The sequence below is a fragment of the Algoriphagus locisalis genome, from assembly GCF_900116615.1.
GTDB lineage: Bacteria > Bacteroidota > Bacteroidia > Cytophagales > Cyclobacteriaceae > Algoriphagus > Algoriphagus locisalis.
Window position 1 is genome coordinate 18049 of the sequence record NZ_FPBF01000001.1, and the last position, 17112, is coordinate 35160.

The 17112-nt window shown below is 40.4% G+C and carries 12 protein-coding genes; 8 read left to right on the forward strand and 4 right to left on the reverse strand.

Annotation, left to right across the window (positions count from 1 at the left end):
• Positions 1 to 13 precede the first annotated feature (13 nt).
• On the forward strand, positions 14 to 136 hold the full coding sequence (locus BM386_RS24000) for a hypothetical protein (RefSeq protein ID WP_280140983.1): 123 nt from the start codon (positions 14 to 16) through the stop codon (positions 134 to 136).
• A 190-nt stretch (positions 137 to 326) separates the two neighbouring features.
• Here the strand turns inward: BM386_RS24000 and BM386_RS00070 are convergent, their stop codons facing one another.
• Both BM386_RS00070 and BM386_RS00075 read right to left on the reverse strand, forming a co-directional pair.
• A complete protein-coding gene (locus BM386_RS00070) occupies positions 327 to 626 on the reverse strand; it encodes a DUF3892 domain-containing protein (protein ID WP_091691039.1) in 300 nt (99 codons plus the stop codon).
• Between the two features lie 113 nt (positions 627 to 739).
• A complete protein-coding gene (locus BM386_RS00075) occupies positions 740 to 985 on the reverse strand; it encodes a hypothetical protein (RefSeq protein WP_091691040.1) in 246 nt (81 codons plus the stop codon).
• Positions 986 to 1785: 800 nt separating this feature from the next.
• Between BM386_RS00075 and BM386_RS00080 the strand changes: the two genes are divergently transcribed.
• Positions 1786 to 2511, forward strand: coding sequence for a CPBP family intramembrane glutamic endopeptidase (locus BM386_RS00080; RefSeq protein ID WP_091691041.1), 726 nt, complete (start codon positions 1786 to 1788; stop codon positions 2509 to 2511).
• A 439-nt stretch (positions 2512 to 2950) separates the two neighbouring features.
• On the opposite strand, the gene BM386_RS00085 is transcribed toward BM386_RS00080, so the two are convergent.
• Complete coding sequence (locus BM386_RS00085; RefSeq protein ID WP_211482863.1) at positions 2951 to 4231, reverse strand: CehA/McbA family metallohydrolase; 1281 nt, start codon at positions 4229 to 4231, stop codon at positions 2951 to 2953.
• 510 nt (positions 4232 to 4741) lie between these two features.
• On the opposite strand from BM386_RS00085, the gene BM386_RS00090 reads away from it, so the two are divergent.
• Entirely contained in the window at positions 4742 to 7741 is a 3000-nt protein-coding gene (locus tag BM386_RS00090; protein WP_091691042.1) for a DEAD/DEAH box helicase, read from the forward strand.
• A 573-nt stretch (positions 7742 to 8314) separates the two neighbouring features.
• Positions 8315 to 8566 carry a CBU_0592 family membrane protein gene (locus BM386_RS24060; RefSeq protein ID WP_091691043.1) on the forward strand — a complete coding sequence of 84 codons (252 nt, stop codon included), beginning with the start codon at positions 8315 to 8317 and terminating at the stop codon, positions 8564 to 8566.
• Here the strand turns inward: BM386_RS24060 and BM386_RS00100 are convergent.
• Positions 8527 to 9129 carry a TetR family transcriptional regulator gene (locus BM386_RS00100; RefSeq protein ID WP_091691044.1) on the reverse strand — a complete coding sequence of 201 codons (603 nt, stop codon included), beginning with the start codon at positions 9127 to 9129 and terminating at the stop codon, positions 8527 to 8529. The genes BM386_RS24060 and BM386_RS00100 overlap by 40 nt on opposite strands.
• Positions 9130 to 9334: 205 nt before the next feature.
• On the opposite strand from BM386_RS00100, the gene BM386_RS00105 reads away from it, so the two are divergent.
• The 4 genes from BM386_RS00105 (at position 9335) to BM386_RS00120 (ending at position 16998) form a co-directional block, all read left to right on the forward strand.
• The gene (locus BM386_RS00105) at positions 9335 to 10231 is read left to right on the forward strand and encodes a metallophosphoesterase family protein (protein ID WP_091691045.1); all 897 of its coding nucleotides are present in this window, start codon (positions 9335 to 9337) and stop codon (positions 10229 to 10231) included.
• Between the two features lie 427 nt (positions 10232 to 10658).
• Complete coding sequence (locus BM386_RS00110) at positions 10659 to 13895, forward strand: SusC/RagA family TonB-linked outer membrane protein (protein ID WP_091691046.1); 3237 nt, start codon at positions 10659 to 10661, stop codon at positions 13893 to 13895.
• 18 nt (positions 13896 to 13913) lie between these two features.
• Positions 13914 to 15707 (forward strand): RagB/SusD family nutrient uptake outer membrane protein, encoded by a 1794-nt coding sequence (locus BM386_RS00115; protein ID WP_091691890.1) that lies wholly within the window; start codon positions 13914 to 13916, stop codon positions 15705 to 15707.
• 70 nt (positions 15708 to 15777) lie between these two features.
• Complete coding sequence (locus tag BM386_RS00120) at positions 15778 to 16998, forward strand: alkaline phosphatase family protein (RefSeq protein WP_091691891.1); 1221 nt, start codon at positions 15778 to 15780, stop codon at positions 16996 to 16998.
• The last annotated feature ends 114 nt before the right edge of the window (positions 16999 to 17112 follow it).

Below are 17112 nucleotides of genomic sequence, written 5' to 3' on the forward strand. Positions count from 1 at the left end.
AAAATAAAACTACATGGATATACGGAATGATGGCAATAGCGAATGTTCCTCTGCTCAACTGGCCAGAAGACCGATGACTCCCGCATTGGCGGGACAGGCTGAAGTGGCCTCAATTCTTACGGTTAAAATATCCTAGATTGCTTTGATCCCCTTACTGACGGAAAAGCGGGTTTATAGAAAAAAAAACTAAGCATTCAGTGCGTTTGCGATACATCCCCCAGGCAAATATTCAGCTGTAGCTATTCTGACAACGCTTCTTTCGTTTTCTTTTACCCCAATGATTAAGCAAGGAAATATGGTTGTTGGCGTTATTTCGAATAATCAGACTAAATAATTTCCTCGGAATTGATTTCCGGCAGATCTTCCAGCAGGTTATGGAGGTATCCGTCTCCCTGGGCGATCAATACCGGGGGTTGATTTTCTTCCTGCCTGATCCGCACCGGTATTTCATTGTTGTTGGCCAAAATAAACAGCTCCCACTGCCCGGATCGAATTCCTTCAATAGCCTCTTTGGTACTGATAGCCCATCGCTGACCCGTATTGTTTACTCCTCCGATCTTGAGGATCTGGATAGCTTCCTTGCTTTTTTTGTCCTTCTCTATAAAATGGACGGTTAATTTTCTCATGCCTCTCTACTTCTCTGCTGCAAATAGGTAAAATACTCCCCAAGTTGTTGTCACCAGATTGCCTGCTGCCTGATTTCTCTTGACGCAAAACTCACATTAAACTTGATTAAGCACTATTCCCTTACAGATTTAAGCTTAATTCCTTTTTCCAACAGAATTCTTAGGATCATCTCAGCATCTTTATCCAAATCCTGTTCCATCAGCAGACGGATGGATTTGGATAGAGCAATAATTTCCTTGCCTTTGCGCAAGCGGTCATAAGGGAGCGAAGGGGTTTCAAACGTTAACTTGTCAAGTTTTTCTTTTGCCTTTTTCTCCAGCACTTTGAGTTCACTGCATACCTCTGCCCAGTTGTACATATTGATATGGGTGATATTTGTTAGGTAAGTGTACAGGTTTTATTCCATAAAGTTCTCTTCCCACTTGGATGGAGAAAGACACTGAGAAGGTAATTGTCTGCTTTTGTTTCTCAATCCACTTCAGATACGAGGGAGGCTGGCTATGACTGCATACCAGCCGTTGATCAGATCCTTTGATTTTAAGCGCCACCGGATTTTATTCCCAATGCCGTTCACGTAGATTTATACAATAAAATAGATGTCATTCCATTTGAAAAATTGTAAGGTTTTTTCAGAGAGCATTTGAAGTAAAAGATAGAGCAGGTGAATAGAATCGGGCAGTTGGGTGTGCGATAAGGTACATAGTACTTAGGATTGGAATTGTTATTCAGCTATGTGCAGAGATTATTTATCCATTTTTTAAACTGAAGGGTGCACCTAGTTGGTCGAATTTCCACTTCAACCCAATTGTCAAACTTAAGCCTGGATAAACTATTGCTAAAGGGGCAACCGGGGGTTAAAAAGCATATAAGTTGAAAAAATGCTTCTTTATCAAGGGGCCATGTTGGATAATGATACGGTTCAAATACGTGATTTTGAATCAGGTTCTGACTTTCAACAGTCATGATAATGAACCTTTTAACTGAGTGATTATGGGTGGATGGTATAATTTTCGCAAAGTTACATTCTGGTGAAATTTATTACTGAGGTTGTAGTTTAATTGTGCTTGCTACCGGTTATGAATTATAATACGAAAGCATTTGCTTAAAAAAGGGTAGTGCACGTTGCTTGAGAGATTCTTTTTTAAAAGTTACTTTATTATGGAAAATAGTGATCAGGTTCCTCGAAAAATAGGGAAAGGGAAAACCCTACTGATTTTTATAGGAACTGTTATTCTGGGCTATATATTCTTTGTGATTCCGGATGTTTTTTTTGGTGTGACCAAAATCAACGGAGGGAAAATAGGGATTAACCTATTTTATATTGCGATTTTCCAGTTAGTCTCCATAGCTATTTTGCTCTACTTTTCCCTAAAATCACTACCTAGGGATTTTTCATCAATAGGGTTCGGGTTTGCAAATTGGAAGAAGGATGCGCTGCTTGGTCTGGGTGTTGGCTCTGGGTGGACAATGCTTCAGTTTGCACTTATCATCCCTAATACCGGAGGTGCAAACCGGTCGGATATTCAGGGTATGCTGACCATGTACGATGGGACACTAGTTGGATTGTTGTCCTTTATAGCGCTGGGTGTTATTGGAGGTGGGATTACTGAGGAGCTTTTCAACAGAGGATATTTTATTTCAGTTTTAAGGGATACATTCCAAAATTCAAAGCTGGGAATATGGGTATCAGCTGGCTTGTCCGTGCTGCTTTTTGCAGTAGGACATATGCCCTCAACAAGTTTGGACTGGTTTGATATTTTGGTTCCATCCATTCTTTATACTGCTTTGTTTCTCTATTCCGGCCGATTGACGGCTTCAATTGTTGCTCATGGGGTTTATAACCTGCTTGCTATTCTGCTGGTGTATTATAGGTATTATTTGTAGCAGACTGATAAACCCTTAAGTCAGAATACATTTGGTTTAGTGGAGAAGGGGCTATGGAAGTAGCTGTTGGAGCTAATCCTGATCTTTATCCCAAAGAAGCAGAGGCTAACAAAAGCAGAAAGAAGAAGCTGGATGAAGTGCTGGATAGATAGGATAGGGAGAGTTTTGGAAAGATTGTTTAGGTTGGAAGCCCCCTTTTGGGTCGTAATAACCTAGATTTCATTTTAGATTGTCTAGCGCTAGAATAGGTTTACAAAAAAAACGTAAACGATGAAGAAAAGCCTATTACAAATTGGTCAAAAATATCAGGGTAGGACGAACCTTCAACAAACCTTTTTAAGGAAGATTGTAGTCTTGAGCCAGCCCCGCTAACTGTACGGTTGAAATGGGGCAACTCATATCTGGAAACTAAGGTGATTTGACTAGGCTTAGCAGTGGATCAGAACTCTGGGTCAAAATTGAAATAAATAGGGTTTGACAAGCCAATCATGTTTTTACTGATACTCATAGAGTTCGGTACTTCTGGAAAAGGTGTGGGCGTGCCTTCTACCACAATTCTATAATACGTTCGTCCGATTTCTTCTGGCGTATCCACAAATTCAACTTCAATATCCTTTCCGGAAGCTTCCATGGTTTCGAACTCCCTACCGTTTTTAATTACTTTGAGGGTGTAGGTTGAATCAGGTAGGGTAGTTCCTGATAATTTTACCCTGAATTTAACAGGGTTGGTAGGAGCAATGGCGTTATCTCCCATCATCATGTCCATGCTGCCATCTTCATCCAGATCAGCATAAAACTCTACCCTGGGGGATTTTGGATTCACAGAGATGGAAACACGTCCATTGGTCAATGCATCTACCACCGCTTCCCCAGATTTCTGGGTGGCAAAAACCCAGGTGGTAGGAGTGCCTATGTAATTATAATTGCGTTCAGGGGTGTTTTTTGTAGTATCTTCAGGTTTGTCAGGATAGCCATGATGCGCATCACTGCCCCCGCGACCTGTGATCATCCGGCCCGAGGAAAGCATATCGTCCCAAATCATAAGTGCCTCCACATTTCTCTCCCATAAAGCAGAATTCCATACTTCGATGGAGTTAATGATATCATAGGAATAGCCAAAATGATCTTTCCCGCTGGGGTGATTGGCAGAGAGATGTATGCCCATTTCATTTTTCACTCTTCCGATTAAGGTGTCCCGCTGATCACGGATAGTATAGAAGAGCTGGTGATCATAGGGTTTGGCAGAAAATGTATTTCCATGACCACGGGTAGTGGTCCATTCCGCACCATATAGTAGAATCAGCGAATCGGATTTAAATTCAGGATCTGCCCAGGTATGGTTGGCCACGTCTCCTTTCACATGATTGTCATGATCGGTCACACAGATAAAACTCATTCCCATGGATTCTGCAAAAGCAAATATCTTGGGTAGGGGATTGTTCGTAGATTCAGTACTATGACGGGAATGCAAATGCAAATCACCCGATAACCAGACGCCTTCGGTAATGCTGGCAGGGGTTGGCAGATACTCAATTTTCTTAGCCGCCCAAGGGTTTTCGCTAGAAGACTGTCCCATAGCATCGAAGATTAGTGCAGTAGAAAGAAGCCCAACAAAGAGGCAAATACTGAATATTCTTAGGCTGGAAATGTCAATTAACCCTTTAATACCTGAGAAATATTTTTGGCTTTTTGTCTGAGTAAAATCTACTGGGTAATTCATGTAATGATAATTTGCTGATTAAATGTCATTTTGCTTGTCCGGTCAATTGCTTCCTGGGGGAGAATTTCACAAGATTGATTCCTGATGCATGCGATTTTCTTGATAGATAAAATCAAAACACTCGCATATTTTCTGTCGGCAAAGAAAGAGAAAATTACCCTGTACCATTTTACAGTGAGGTTAAGTTTGTTTTATGAAAAAGGTTAAAAGAGTAGGCAAATGGGTTCAGACGGGAGGATACGAAGGAAGAAGGGTGCTTCGAGGATATAATTAACATTCAAAAACCTCGATTAAAAGGAGGTATTGGATTTTTAGATGATTAGTTCTAAGTTTAACTCTAGCAATAACAAAAAGCACAAAAGAGTATGTGCATGATCAAAGTGGTAACCTATATTCCATTTAGGCATATCAATAAACTAGTAATTGGTAAAGTTTAGATAATTCAAAATCTTCAAATAACATTCTCATTAGATGAGCTTCCAGAATCATGATTAATGAAATTTCAGCGAAATGATTGACAAAAAAATCACTTCACTTATTGGTAAAGCCATCCGGGAAGGGAAATATCTGAGCATTACCTATAAAAACAAGGATGGGGAGATCACACCTTTTTGGATCAGTTTACTCGATATAAATGCAAAAGATGAACTGCGGGTAAATATGTTTAATGTGACAAAGGATGAACCCCTCCTAAACAGAAAAATATTTATTTCATCAATCCAGACTGCCGAAATCCTAAAGTTTTCACATTGGGAATCTTCCGAGAAACTGATCAAAAGGCTGGATGAAGATGAAAGCTTGCAGGTTTATGAATTTGAACGGTATGACAATAACGTATTGAACTACTACCTGGAATGCTACAAAGCCAATAATGACCCATTTTTACACAAAGCTCATTTAATTCAGGGAGTGGATTTAACTGAGCTTGAAAAGGAAAATCCATTTCCATTAACAAACCAGCAGCAGAAACAGATCATTAAAGATATTTATCACAGCGATTACCAAAGGTATTATGAGTACGAACTGGCTATCTGTGAATTGTCAATAGATTTACCCTCAAAGGGCAAATTTGTAATTGCATACAAAAAGCTCACGCTAGACCCTGTAAATAAAAAATTGCATCTGGGCAGCAAAACACAGTTCAATTCGAACTTTTACATTAAAGATGCCAAGTACTCATTGGCGTACTACACCGATTTGAGCCCAGCAGATTTTGAAGCGATTTACACTAACGATAAACATGCAGCTGAAGAATTATTGAAGGCCAACTTCAGAACGGCCGAATTGATAAATACAAGGCCTGAAATTGTCGTGTTGGGATATGCACAGATAGATATATCCGGAATCTATGACACTATACATGCAGAATTTGAGCAGAAAGAAATGGAGGTTCCCTTAAAGGCATTCTTTCAAAATCTGTCATTACTAGACCGACAAAACCGAAAGGAACCACACATTGCACTGTACGATCAGAATATCAATATAGATCAGATCCAAACCATTTATAATGCCTTAAAATACCCGATCACCTATGTTCAGGGACCACCGGGCACAGGCAAAACACAGACCATATTAAACATTATAGTGAATTGCCTTACCAATGGCAAAACCCTGTTGATATCGTCTAATAATAATGTGCCTATTGATGGGATTAAAGACAAATTGTATTTAGGTAAATACAGAAACAAAGAAATACTGCTTCCGGTACTCAGGCTAGGGAACAACGAACGCGTAGCACAGGCCATCCAGGTAATTAAAGAACGGTTTGCTTTTGAGACTAAGGATGTGCCCAAGGAAGAATTGCTTTATAATCTCAAAGAAAAGTCGAAAGAGAAAAACAGAAAATTGCTTGAGAGAATTAAAAATCATGAAACTAGAATTGAACAGTCTCAAAATCTCGAGTTTGTAACCAGCATGCTATCAAAAGGTGGGAATCATTTGCTGGAAAAAGAAAAACTCGCGATTGAAGAGAAACTCAAGCAGATACCCGAAACCAATAATGATGATCTAGACGATTTATATGAAGTCATTAAAGACAATCACCAGCTCTTACAGTTTTTTTACTTCGAGTCACTGAGGTATGTAAAACGCCTCAGGTCCAAGGATTATGCACAGCTGATAGAAATACTGGAAATTGAAGAATCAAAAAAGCAGGTAAAAGAATTTAATAAATGGATTGCGCTTGATGAGAATATGGAAAAGCTTACGAAAGTCTTTCCTATTATCCTTACCACCAATATATCGAGCCGTAAGCTGGGACGAAAATATAAATTCGATTTACTGGTAATAGATGAAGCGGGGCAGTGCGATGTTGCAACAGGTTTGATTCCTATTTCAAAATGCAAAAATATGGTACTTATTGGCGACACAAACCAGCTAAAGCCAATCGTTGTTTTTGAAGAAAGTATAGGTCAACGCTTGATGCGTATTTTCAATATTGATAAGACTTACGATTACCACAGCAATTCTATCCTCTCCGTATATAAAAGGATTGATAATATTTCGAGGGATATTTTGCTGAGCTATCATTATCGCTGTGGCAAGAAGATTATCAATTACTCAAACATGCGCTTTTATGAAAATAAGTTGAACCTGTCGAAGATTAAAATAAATGGCGAACTGAAGTTGATTGATGTGAACAATGTGAATCAGCAGCTTAAAAATGCGGCCATTGAAGAAGCAGATGAGATTGTAAAATACATAGCAGACAATAAGTTGAAGGATGTTTTCATCATCACCCCATTCCGAAATCAGGAAGCAGTTTTAAATCAATACCTGGGAACTGCAAAAGCCAAAAATGAAATAGATAAATCAGTAAGCTGCGGTACGATTCACAAAATACAAGGGCAAGAGAACAAGACCATCATCATATCCACTTCCATTTCACGAAACACCACGACTAGAACGTACGACTGGATAAAGAACAACAGTCAGTTAATCAATGTCGGAGTCACCAGGGCTCAGGAGAATCTAATTGTGGTAGCCGATAAAAAAGCCATAGATATATTGTCGAGAAAGGATGATGATCTGTATGCCCTGGTAGAATATGTTCAAAATAACGGTACAACACAGATTCGACAAAGCACTGCCAATAGGTTTACCATCGGCTTTTCCAATGACTCAAAATTTGAAGATGAATTTTACAAAACCATGAGCCACTATTGCTCCGTACAGGGCAGCCGGTTTGAGCGAAATGTAAAGGTTCTGGATGTCTTTCCTGAAGAAATCAACAATCATGCAGTAAACAAGAAAGAATTTGATGGGGTGATTTATCAGGGTCGGATTCCAAAAGTAGTTTTTGAAATCAACGGCGCTGAACATTACAGAAACAAGAAGCGAATAGATTCAGATAAAATAAAAATGCAACTCCTTCATTCCAAGGGTATAGCCAGCATTGCCATCCCAAATCTCTATGTCAAACATTACGAATTCATACGGGAATTGATGAATAAAATCAAAGGAGGTGTATATCAAAAGTCCTTGTTTGAAGAATATGAATTCATTTCCTGAAAATAATAAGGCATTTGCAATGATATAAATTAAACCCCAAGGGCCTAGGCTACAAAAGTTCCGCGCCTACAGCGCTTTGGCTAATATTCGCACTAGATAACTCGTTTTTATAACCTTGGTTTTAGTGTTAGAGCGGGAGAGTTTTCCTGTCTAGTATATGGATTAAAGGCTCGCTGTTTTATTTCGGTGATTCATTACCCAGGGTTGTGTCGTGCCTCCTTACCCTGGGTTAGAATATTGCCGCCCTTTCAGGGCTATAATCTAGTTTTGAAAGCCTATGCTAATGATAGTCCCTCTTCGCTCAGATTAATCCATTCTGACTGGCCGATGGGACTTCTATAATGCCATTGGTACGATAGATAATTGTGAGGAAAATCAACTCTGCTTCAGAAGATTCACTTCACAGACTCCCCCTTTACCTTTAGTTTTTTTTTGAAAAACATGCTATGATCAAAGGGGGCAAGGGGGATTTGTTTCAAAAAGCCAACCGACAAGTCAGTTTTAATTCATTGATAAAAGTTTACTTACTTTGGAAGAATTCATACCAATTTATTTTAGGTCTATATTAGTCTTATGATATTCCAACTAATCGGCTGGATAGGAGCATTCTTTTTTATTCTATCCTATTTTCTATTATCCAAAGGCATCTGGAAGCAGGAGGAGGTTAAATACCATGTTTTCAATTTATTGGGAGCAGTATGCTTGATGATCAATGCAATGCATTTTTCAGACCATGCTAACTTAGCTGTCAACGGAGTATGGGCATGTATTGCACTAATGGCTCTTTACAAATGCTGGACTTCATATTTTCGGAGTAAGTCATAAACCTGGCTTTTATAGGCTTCCAATTTCCTGTTGTAAACATTTTCATCATCGATCATAGATAAGTAATAATAGGCCCCTTCTACCACTACGAAAATCTGCTCAGCAAGTAAATCTGTGTCCTTGCCTGCAAAATTATCATCTCTATCCAATATGTCTTTCAAAGATTCCCGTAGTTTGTCATGTAGCAAACGATATTCTTTTTTGATTCGATCATTTCGGAAAATCAGACTATAACAGCTGTAAAATACCCCATCATCAAAAAGCATATTCCAATCTCGGGAAAATAAGCTGTCCACGAAGGTATTAGGATCCGCATAGTTTTTAGTTTCCAGTTCCCTGATAACAGGTTCGTATATCATCAGGTACTGATCCAGAATATGGGAAATCAAATTTGAGATCAATATTTCACGGGTTGGAAAATAATGCATGATGAGACTAGGGGGCATTCCGAGATGCTTTCCGATTTTAGCTATTGAGGTGTTCTCCAGCCCGTTCTGCACTGACAGCTGGTAAAAGCCCTCGATAATTTCCTTTTTTCTTTCGTCCGAAATTTTGTTCGCCATGTTATTGAAGTATTAAAAAAATATTAATAGTGTGTATTGTGATGTTTTATTCTTTGGATAATCAGATTTCAGTATATAATATTGAACGGATGTTCAATTTATGATTTTAATAGTAATTACAAAAATCGTGAAGAAAATGTTGGTTACTAGAATCACAAACCTCCTTCCTTATCCAGACTAGATTGACATTGATTAAGCAGTAGAAATGAAAAGAAGAAAATTTTTAAGTAACTCTGCTACACTTGCGGTGGCAGCTACGACCCCCTTACTAACGTCCCAGGCAGCGCAAACTAGAGCAAACGAACTTCCTGTCTTAACTATTGCACACCTTACCGATGTGCATATCCGTCCCGAAGAAAATATCCCCGCCCGGGCTATTGCCTGGCTCCGAATTGTGAAAGAGCATAATCCTGATTTTTATTTGAACGGAGGGGATTGCATACATGATGCGTCTTATGACAATGTGACCCGTGAGCGGATGTTAGAGCAGTGGCAATCATGGGATTTGTTCAGAAGTGAGCTCAAAGGAGCAAAGGTTTATAGCTGTATAGGAAATCATGATCCTTGGTGGGATGCACCTTCCAAAGAAGATGAGATGTATGGCAAACCTTATGTAATAAAGCGTTTACAAATGTCGGCTGCTTATTATAGTTTTGATGATAAAGGGTGGCATTTTATTATTCTGGATGGAAATCATGAAGGTATTAGTCTCGGGGAGAAACAAATGGAATGGCTTAAAAATGACTTGGCAAGTTTACCTGCCCATACGCCAACACTTATTATGTCACATTTCCCGATTACATCAATTACCCACGATTTGGTAGGTGGACAACACAGCGATCACAAGGAATTAAAAACGCTTTTCTACGAGCATAAAGATAAGGTACGAGTCTGTCTCAGTGGGCATCAGCATCTGTTGCACAGAACCTGGTACAATGATGTTCACTACTTCTGCAACGGAGCCCTAAGTGGATTTTGGTGGGGTGATGGTGATGAACAATCTGCTGGTAAGCAATATTATTTGGAAACACCTCCTGGCTTTGCCATTCTAAAGCTTTTTTCTGACGGAACCTTGGAAAACGAATATTTTCCTTTGACATAATTAGTCTTAGCCCACTTGTCAATCTGTTGGCTGTACCATTAGGCAAAGCCTAAATAGGGCTCTATTTGCTGAAAATTAACTTGGAACCGTTTCGACCTGAGCGGGGTCAAAGCCTCAGCCGGACACCTTCGTCACTTTTTAGACAGCTTCTTGTTTATCCGGGTTCCTTGCTGGTGAGTAGGGACTTTTTAACCACAATTTCTTCTAATTTCAGAAAATACTCATACTGTTAAATTCCCTTTGCGGAATTGTAAAGCTATAGGTTTCATTGTTATTCATTTATTAAGTAACGGTTAAATGAAATAAAATTGCTTTGATTTTATAATATCAATATTTAATATTGAATGAATGTTCAATAAAATTTTCGTCTTTTGAATTATTCAGGAGAGAAATATTAGTGAAGAAAACTTAGTAAAATCAAACTTTTATGGAAGACTATTTACGACAAGCCTCTTTTGGGAAGAGGAAAATCAATTGGGCCATTACGTTGGTCTTAATGATGTTTTTGATCAGTTTTCAGTCACTGGCACAAAACCCAGTGAACGGAACGGTAACTGATGCATCCGGTCTGGGGCTTCCCGGAGTTTCAGTTTTAATCAAGGGCACCCAACAAGGAACGATCACGGATTTGGATGGTAGATATTCCATTATTCCAGAGTCCGAGGACGCAATTCTTATTTTCTCTTTTATCGGATTTCAGTCTATTGAGCAAGCTATCAATGGAGAATCTGTCATAGATCAGGTGATGAAAGAAGAGGATACGCTGCTCGATCAAGTTGTGGTGGTCGGATATGGGACTCAGAAAAAGATCAATGTGACCGGAGCTGTGGATCAATTGGCTGGGGAGGATATTGCCAACCGCCCCATAGCGAATGTGGTTCAGGGGCTTCAGGGAATGAGTCCGGGACTTAACATAACTTATCAGGGTGGAAAACCAGGTACTGTTCCGAATATTAATATCCGTGGTTTTACCTCTATCAATGGAGGGGGGCCATTGATTGTAATTGACGGTATTCCAGGTAATGAAAGCGATTTATTGAGATTAAGCCCTTCAGATATTGAGTCATACTCTGTACTTAGAGATGCGGCTTCTGCGGCTATTTATGGGGCTAGAGCAGCGTTTGGAGTGATTTTGATCACAACCAAAAACGGAGCAGAAGGTAAACAACAGATTTCTTACAACAGCTATTTTGCCTGGGGTAAACCCTCTGTATTACCTGAACCGGTAACCGACCCTTATATATACTCACGTGTGTTGGAGACTTCCACCAATAATACCCCTTGGGATTATGTGAATTATTCTGATGCACATTACCAATGGGCAAAGGAGCGTTCTGATGATCCTTCGATAGCCGATACCAGACTTGACCCCAATAACCCTAACCTTTGGGCCTACATGGGCAGCAATAATTGGAACGATTACTTTTTTAATTCTTCAAGTTTTTCAACCAACCAAAGTCTGTCGATCAGTGGAAACAGCGGCGGAAAAATGCCAATCGGATATTATGTATCCGGTGATTACACCAAGGAAAATGGTTTGAATAAATTGGCTCCCGACTATTGGGATCGCTACTCCTTACGGGCAAAAATAAATGTTAAGCCCTTGGATTGGCTTTCGTTTGACAATAACCTGAATATCTATCAGACAGAGCGTGCTGATCCTACCAATGACATCACAGACATCTATTTCCTGCAGCCAACAGACGTGGCAAAGAATCCTGATGGCACCTGGGCAAATACTTCAGCCGGAAGGACTGCGGCCCAGCTGGTGGACGGTGGAAGAAATCAGGAGGATATGATTGGCTTTCAGGATATCATTCAGGCTACAGCTTCCTTTCTGGAAGGTGATTTATCATTTACAGGAAGAGGAAGTTTTAAAAGAGAGCAGTGGAAATATCATTGGGACCAGAGAAAATACAACATTGGTTTTGGCCCTGATGATGTTCGCACCGAAGGCGGGGCTGGCTCAGTGGTTGAAAGAAATGGAACCTTGATCAATACGATTTTTGATCTTTTCGGAAAGTATTCCAAAAACTTGGGTGAACATAGATTTGATGTGTTGGCGGGATTTAACCAGGAGAATTACGAATATTCTACCATTCAGGCTGAAAGAAGGGTGTTGATTTCTTCTTCGTTACCCTACATAGGTTTGACAACAGGAGATGCATTTGTAACTCCGTCTTATAGCACTTACGCGTTAAGAAGTGGGTTCGGTAGAATTAATTATTCTTTTAAAAACAAGTATATCCTCGAAGTTAATGGGAGATATGATGGCTCGTCAAGATTCCCGAGTGACAATCGGTGGGGATTTTTCCCGTCGGTATCCGGCTCATGGCTGATGATGGATGAAGGCTTTTTCTCCGGCCTGACTAATGTCATCTCCACGTTTAAATTAAGAGCTTCATACGGCAGCCTTGGAAATCAGAATGTATCCAACTTCGGCTATATCCAGACATTGCCGACAGGACTTTCCAGTTACTTGATAGATGGAAATAGACAGACCGTGATTACCTCATCCCCTTCACTGGCAGTGGACCCTACGAATTATACCTGGGAGAAGGTAATCACCAACAATGTTGGTTTGGATTTTGGCTTTTTTGGCGATCGGGTGAGTGGAACTTTTGATTATTTCATCAGGGATACCAAGGGGATGCTGACTGATCCGGTGGAACTTCCTGCGGTACTCGGTACAAGTCCTCCAAAGCAAAATGCAGCTGATCTTCGGACCAAGGGTTTTGAACTTTCTTTAGGTTATAGAGACCAATTTGGCAGTCCTTCAAATCCTGTGAAATATGGCATTAAAGCTATCCTTTCTGATTCCAGATCCCATATAACCAGCTTCCAAAATGAAAACAATCTTTTATCGGCTTACCGGGTCGGCCAGGAAATAGGTGAGATTTGGGGCTTGGTAAATGACGGCATCATGGATAACCAGGATGAAATTGAAAGTCTGGATCAATCAGCAGTAGTACCATGGGGAGCAATAGCTGTTGTGCCAGGATGGCCTAAATACAAAGATCTGAATGGAGACGGAAAGATTGAGGAAGGACAAACCGCAGATGATCCGAAAGATCTCACTTTGATAGGCAATACAACTGCCAGATATCGCTACGGTTTTAATCTGGACATGAGCTACAGTGGATTTGACCTTTCTGTTTTCCTTCAGGGAGTGGGAAAAAGGGATTATTACCCAAGGCATTATCTGTATTGGGGGCCTTACCAGCAGCCATACGCCAACATCTATCCATGGAACCTGGATTTCTATAGAGGTGAGGCAGATAGCGAGGCATTGATAGCACAACATTCCCAGTCTTACATCGATGCTGGATTGGCTGAGCAAAATCTGGATTCAGAATTCCCTGTGCTACAATCTTGGCTTGCAGATAATAACTATGGCGCTGGCTTGGATATCCCACAAACAAAATATCTTAAAAATGCCGCTTACCTGAGGATCAAAAACATAACCTTGGGGTATAGCATGCCGGCTCCCCTTCTGGAGCGACTAAAAGTGACCAGAATCAGGCTATATGTTTCAGGTGAAAATATTTTTGAATTTTCACCCATCAAAAATTTTGTAGATCCTGAAGCCATCAATGATGGTGGCTATGGATGGGCTTACCCGTTCCAAAGGAAATTCTCATTTGGACTTAATATCGATTTGTAATTAGAAATGAAAAAGATCATGCAAAAATATATCGTCCTATTAGGTGCAGTGCTAGCTTTGTCTTCCTGCAACGATGATTTTCTAGATAGGTATCCACAGACATCAGTGGCACCTGAGGAGTTTTTCAAGTCTGAGGAAGACCTTGAGCTTTATGTGAATGGGCTGCTAACCATGGCAGGACCGGGAAGCTACCAAGCTGACCAAAGCAGTGATAACATGGCTACAACTGGCGCGGTGGAAATCAAAAATATAATGACAGGATCACCAAGCTCACAGACCTTGACAGGTGGTTGGAATTGGGGTGGGTTAAGGAATATCAATTATTTCCTGGATAATTATGAAAAAGCAGTAGCCTCAGAGGAAGCTATTGCACATTATGTGGGGTTGGCTAGGTATTATAGGGCCGTGTTTTATTTCGGAATGGTAAAGCGTTATTCTGATGTGCCTTGGTATGAAAATACCCTTGATCCCGGTGATTCTGAGCAGTTATATAAAGGGAGGGATCCAAGAGAACAAGTGATGGGAAAAGTCATGGAAGATCTAGAGTTCGCGGCAAATAATGTACGTGAATCTGTCCCTTCAGGAACTCCTGATGTATGGGCAGTGAAAGCATTCTATTCACGTCTAGCGCTGTATGAAGGTACTTATAGAAAATACCATAATGAACTTGGATTAGAGGCCACATCCCCAGAATTGTTGCAGAAAGCACGGGACTTAGCCAGTGAGATTATTAGTTCAGGAAAGTTTTCTATTTATTCGACAGGCAGTCCGGAAACCGATTATTCCAAATTATTTACCAGCCAGGATCTTACCGGTAACCCGGAAGTTATTTTGATTAACCCATATGATGCCAATAAAGACAGGGGGGGCAATGTGAATACCGGCGTGTTTGGAGACTATGAACAGTCGCCTTCCAGAGATTTAGTAATGAGTTATCTAATGAAGGATGGATCGTATTATTCTTCTGTGCCCAACCATATGACCAAGGGATTTGTAGAAGAATTTCAGGATAGAGATCCCCGTTTGATGCAGACGTTGGTCTATCCCGGATGGGTGCGAGAGCCAAATACCGTTCCTTACATTCAAAGTTTGAATAAGAATTTTACAGGGTACCATCAACTGAAAGGCTATCAGAATACGACTGATAACATAGGGATTGCAAGTGCGGATTTCCCCGTCTATCGATATGCTGAAGTTTTGTTGAATTATGCGGAAGCAAAGGCGGAACTACAGGAGCTGACGCAGGCAGATCTGGATATGTCAGTGAATATTCTCAGGAAAAGAGCAGGCATGCCTGATCTGAGTATGACAGATGCAAACAACTCTCCGGATCCTTTTCTGGTAGGAAAGTATTCCAATATAGGTGGCTCCAATGTGGGGGTTCTTCTGGAAATCAGAAGAGAGAGAAGAATTGAATTGGCAGTAGAAGGCTACCGATACGACGACATAATGCGGTGGAAAGCTGGTAAGCTACTCGAAAATATTCCTCAGGGAATGTGTTTTCCCGGCTTGGGAAAATATGATCTGACAGGTGACGGTATCGAAGATGTGATTTTAGTGAGTAAAGATACGATCATTCCAGTCGGAGAAGCCAAGGAGAAAAACAGCCTAGGGGTTGACTTGATCTACTATAAAGCAGGTACTATTGATGAAAATGTAGATGTCTTTCTGGAAAATGGGGAAAATGGTGGAATGATGGTTACTGAATCAAAAGCTAGGAATTTTGAGGAGCCAAAATACTACTACCGCCCAATTCCAATTCAGCAGGTGACGCTTAATCCAAATTTACAGCAGATTTTTGGCTGGAATTGATATGAATGATTCAACTCAAAAGTGGCCTGGCGTTTTTGTCAGGCCAATTCAGCCAAAAATACGATTAAGAATGAAAGGAATATTGTTCGCTGCTTTTATAGCCCTTTTTATCAACCAGGGATATGCTCAAAAAAATTCCAAAAAAGTACTCTTCGTGATTGTCGATGGCATACCAGCTGATGTTATTGATACAGTTGCTACCCCAAATTTAGATAAGATCAGTGCTATTGGCGGTTTTACAGTGGCTAGTATGGGAGGGGAAGTCGGGGGGTATTCCGAAACCCCAACTATCTCGGCAGTTGGCTATAATAGTCTAATAACAGGTGTGTGGGCAAACAAACATAATGTCTGGGGAAATGGGATAGAGGCCCCCAACTATAATTATTGGACAATTTTCCGCATGTTGAAAGAAGCAGACCCTACCAAAAAATCTGCAATATTTTCTACGTGGTTAGATAACAGGACTAAGTTAGTGGGTGCTAATCTGGTACAGACCGGGAATTATAACTTTGACTATTTCTTCGATGGAATGGAGTTGGATACACTGAATTTCCCACACGATGAGGATAGGATGTATATCCATCACATCGATGAAGCAGTTTCAAAGGAGGCTGCCCGCTATATCCAGGATGAAGGTCCTGATCTATCTTGGATGTATCTTGAATATTCTGATGATATGGGACATACCTTCGGAAACAGCCCCCAAATGATTGAAGGCGTTAAAAAAGCAGATGTTCAGATAGGACGGGTTTGGGACGCCATTCAATACAGGCAGAAGAAATACAAGGAGGATTGGCTGATTGTTATCACTACTGACCATGGTAGAACCGAAGATGGATTTGGTCATGGAGGGCATAGTGAAAGGGAACGCGCAACCTGGATAGTTACCAATTCCAAAAATACAAATATCCATTTCAGGCAAACACCTACAATGGTCGATATTCTGCCTTCCATCGTCCATCATATGGATTTAAGAATTCCAAAGAAAATTGCCATGGAACTGGATGGTACACCCTTTATCGGTACTGTAGATGCAACTAATCTTAAAGCTGAATTGAAAAACGGTGAAATCTCCCTGACCTGGAAACCACTTTCCAAAGAGCAAAAAGGCAGAGTCTGGATTGCTACAACTAACAGTTTCAAAACCGGCGGGTTGGACAATTATTGGCTGGTAGCTGATGTGCTCTTAGAAAAGGGGGGAATGACTATTCCACTCAACAATATTGAATCTGATATTTATAAAGTGGTCCTTGAAACACCTTCAGGCTACCTGAATTATTGGGTTATTTAGCCAAACAATTAGGGTTTTTTCTCATGATTAGAAACTGGTAAATTACATGTAAGTCTATGAACTTGTATGCCTTGCTGTCTTTGCTAGGCTGAGTGATGTAAGATTATCACATGT

What these genes read in the sequence shown, in the direction of transcription:
- BM386_RS00080 (WP_091691041.1), top strand. Translation starts at nt 1,786, where the DNA reads ATGGAAAATAGTGATCAGGTTCCTCGAAAAATAGGGAAAGGGAAAACC.
- BM386_RS00100 (WP_091691044.1), bottom strand. Translation starts at nt 9,129, where the DNA reads ATGGCGAACAAAATTTCGGACGAAAGAAAAAAGGAAATTATCGAGGGC.
- BM386_RS00105 (WP_091691045.1), top strand. Translation starts at nt 9,335, where the DNA reads ATGAAAAGAAGAAAATTTTTAAGTAACTCTGCTACACTTGCGGTGGCA.
- BM386_RS00110 (WP_091691046.1), top strand. Translation starts at nt 10,659, where the DNA reads ATGGAAGACTATTTACGACAAGCCTCTTTTGGGAAGAGGAAAATCAAT.
- BM386_RS24000 (WP_280140983.1), top strand. Translation starts at nt 14, where the DNA reads ATGGATATACGGAATGATGGCAATAGCGAATGTTCCTCTGCTCAACTG.
- BM386_RS00090 (WP_091691042.1), top strand. Translation starts at nt 4,742, where the DNA reads ATGATTGACAAAAAAATCACTTCACTTATTGGTAAAGCCATCCGGGAA.
- BM386_RS00115 (WP_091691890.1), top strand. Translation starts at nt 13,914, where the DNA reads ATGCAAAAATATATCGTCCTATTAGGTGCAGTGCTAGCTTTGTCTTCC.
- BM386_RS00120 (WP_091691891.1), top strand. Translation starts at nt 15,778, where the DNA reads ATGAAAGGAATATTGTTCGCTGCTTTTATAGCCCTTTTTATCAACCAG.
- BM386_RS00070 (WP_091691039.1), bottom strand. Translation starts at nt 626, where the DNA reads ATGAGAAAATTAACCGTCCATTTTATAGAGAAGGACAAAAAAAGCAAG.
- BM386_RS00085 (WP_211482863.1), bottom strand. Translation starts at nt 4,231, where the DNA reads ATGAATTACCCAGTAGATTTTACTCAGACAAAAAGCCAAAAATATTTC.
- BM386_RS24060 (WP_091691043.1), top strand. Translation starts at nt 8,315, where the DNA reads ATGATATTCCAACTAATCGGCTGGATAGGAGCATTCTTTTTTATTCTA.
- BM386_RS00075 (WP_091691040.1), bottom strand. Translation starts at nt 985, where the DNA reads ATGTACAACTGGGCAGAGGTATGCAGTGAACTCAAAGTGCTGGAGAAA.